Genomic DNA, 2,586 nt, shown 5'->3' with positions numbered 1-2,586 from the left:
CACAACATGTGTGCCACGGTGTGCCACGGTGTGCCACGGTGCCACGCGGTCGCGTATACATTTTCACTAGCGGATCACTCAAACTGAAATTAGCTAACACAACATGTGTGCCACGGTGTGCCACTGTGTGCCACGGTGTGTCACGCGGCCGCGAAGACATTTTCGCTCGCGGGTCACTTAAACCGAACTTCGCGAACACACTGTGCGTGCCACGGCGTGCCACTGTGTGCCACGGTGCAACGCGACCGCGAAGACATTTTCACGCGCGGTCGTCCGCAACCTCGGTATTGTTAGCGCGAGTGGCATAGCCGTCGCCGCGCGAAAAATATTGTACAGCTCGATCACACCGCGTCCGCCTGACGCAGGACGTCGAGCATGTCGAGCTTAACGCGCACCATCTCCTCGAGCGTGCGCGGATGACGCGTGTTCAAGCAAACTTGCTTGACAGAGCCCATATGGGACTCATCGCGGTAGGCCCAAAAATCCCGCGGGTTTCCGAGCTCGTACGCTTGGTACTCGCCGAGCTCCTGGGCCAGGTGAAACTTTGGCACCAGGTGCCACGGAAGCCGCCGCAAGGTGGGATCAGCCGCGGCGCGCACCGCGTCATGTAGCATGCGGTACGTTGTGCAAAAGGACCGCGTCGTGGCCGCACACTCCGCTGCGGAGAATTCATCCCGCGAGATGGCCTCGTAGAACCCGAGCAGGCTGGACAGGCATGCGTACCGCAGCTGCGCGCCAGCGTCACCAGGCCGCTCAGTAGCATCCTCTCTCGCGAGACCGCAGGTGAACGGCACGAGCTGGCGACATTCCGCGCCCTTCACGCCGACGAGCACGCCCACGTCTGTTGCTCCCGAGAGCGTGCTCCGCGTGATCACGTCGATCGCCGAGAGGTTCGGCTCGGCGCGCGCCGCGTGCCTGTAGAAATCGCGAAGCCTCCTGTTGAGCACGAGCAGTGACTCCGCGATGGTGCCGCGCGAGCCAGTGCGAACCCACTCGTAGAGGAAGCTGCCCTGGGCGCGGGCCGCAACCCCGAGACAGAACGTGTGCAGTACATCGATGGCGATGTAATGCCACGCGAAGCCAGGGGCACGCAGGAGCTCGCTCGTTGTGCCTCCACCCGCGCGCTGCAGCGCGTCGACCATCGACGTGAACCGCGTTGTCCGCCAGCCCGCGTTATCCCAAGGGTTCCGCCAATCGTTCGGAGACCCTTGCTCCGCGGCGGCACCGCAGCGCCAGCACACGTGTGCCTGCGCCCAGGTGCGGAAGCGGAAGCAAAAGGCGAGCCAGTCCCAATCGCCCCCTACGATCAGCAAGGCCGCCCGCGGGATGTCGTGACGCGACTGCTGGCGGCGAAGCTGCCGCGGTGCATCGAGCTGCGCGTTGTCGTGTCGCAGCGCGGAGACCTCTCCGCGGAACATGTGATGCAGGTCCCAGACTAGTACCCGCATCAGTTCCTGGATGGTGCAAAACCCACCGCACCCGCAACGACAGAACCGCGCGCTCGAGATCACCGCGAACGTGTACCGCTTCCGTCGCACGCTGTCTGGACCCGCGAGTATCGAATAGTCCAGGACGTACACGGTGCGCCGCCGCGTAACCTTGACACCGTCCGCGTGAAACTTCAGCGGTACGATGCTCCCCACAGGCGCCGAACACCCGCTTCGAGCTTTCCACTCCGCGAGTTGCGCGCGCCTCGCGGACGGCTCGTCGCCCAATGTGTAATCCTCGAGGCGGCCGTGAGCGATCTCTACGCGGAGTTTGTCGGAGGGAAGCTGCACGTCCATACCGAACGTGCGGCCTGCCCGTCCACTCGGAACCTGTACGTTGTACAGAACGTCGGTCCCGAGATAGCCGAGCGCATCCGCGAGACGCCGCATACTGCGGGACGGGTTCGTTGGCGAGATGCCCGCCAGCATCTCCGCGATGTCCGCCTCGCCGTCGCCGCCGCGCCACCCGTCCGCCCAGGCCGCGCTGGCAATGCGACCGACATCCTTCGCGGAGTCCTTCCCTGCCGCGTAGGCCTCAAGCAGCAGGCGGCACAAGCCGTCGGAGTTTAGCCTCGCCATCGGGGGGTGGGAAGGGGTGGGGAGCCGCCTACCGCGAGAACGCGCGCTGGAGCCGACGCACGGCATGTGGGTGTTCGTGGTGCTCCGCTGTGTTCGTCATATTCGTTTGTGGTTGTAGTGTTTGATTGTTGTTGGTGCTGTTTCCATTTGTTGTTCTTAGTGGTTGTTGCGCCGCTGTTTGTCGTTATTGTTGGTGTTGTATTTGTTTTGCCAGCTGTTGGTTGGATCGTTGTGTGTCGGGTATTGTATTGTTGTGTTGCCACCATTCGTACGTTAATTGTGCGTTGCTTGATTCTTTGTTATTATTTTGTCGTTGTTGGCGCCGTATCCGCTGGCCATTGTTATGTCGTGATTGGTCGGTGCCTTTGTTGCTGTGTTGCCGCTGTTCGTTTGGTAATGTTTTCAGTTAGTTTGCTTGGCGTCGTTCGTTGTTGCTTTGCCGTACCGTCGTTGTTTTGCCGCTGCTCGTTGATGTTGGTGCTGTCTTCGTATAGTTGTGTGATCGTAACGAAAACGCAAT

Annotated in this window: 1 protein-coding gene; it reads right to left on the bottom strand. The window is 61.5% G+C overall.

Annotation, left to right across the window (positions count from 1 at the left end):
- Nucleotides 1–341: 341 nt before the first annotated feature.
- Complete coding sequence (locus tag GY725_10905; GenBank protein MCP4004695.1) at nt 342–2,066, bottom strand: hypothetical protein; 1,725 nt, start codon at nt 2,064–2,066, stop codon at nt 342–344.
- Nucleotides 2,067–2,586: the final 520 nt, after the last annotated feature.

It is taken from the genome of bacterium, assembly GCA_024226335.1.
Classification (GTDB): domain Bacteria; phylum Myxococcota_A; class UBA9160; order SZUA-336; family SZUA-336; genus JAAELY01.
This window is presented reverse-complemented; position numbering and strand designations above follow the sequence as displayed.

What these genes read in the sequence shown, in the direction of transcription:
- GY725_10905 (MCP4004695.1), bottom strand. Translation starts at nt 2,066, where the DNA reads ATGGCGAGGCTAAACTCCGACGGCTTGTGCCGCCTGCTGCTTGAGGCC.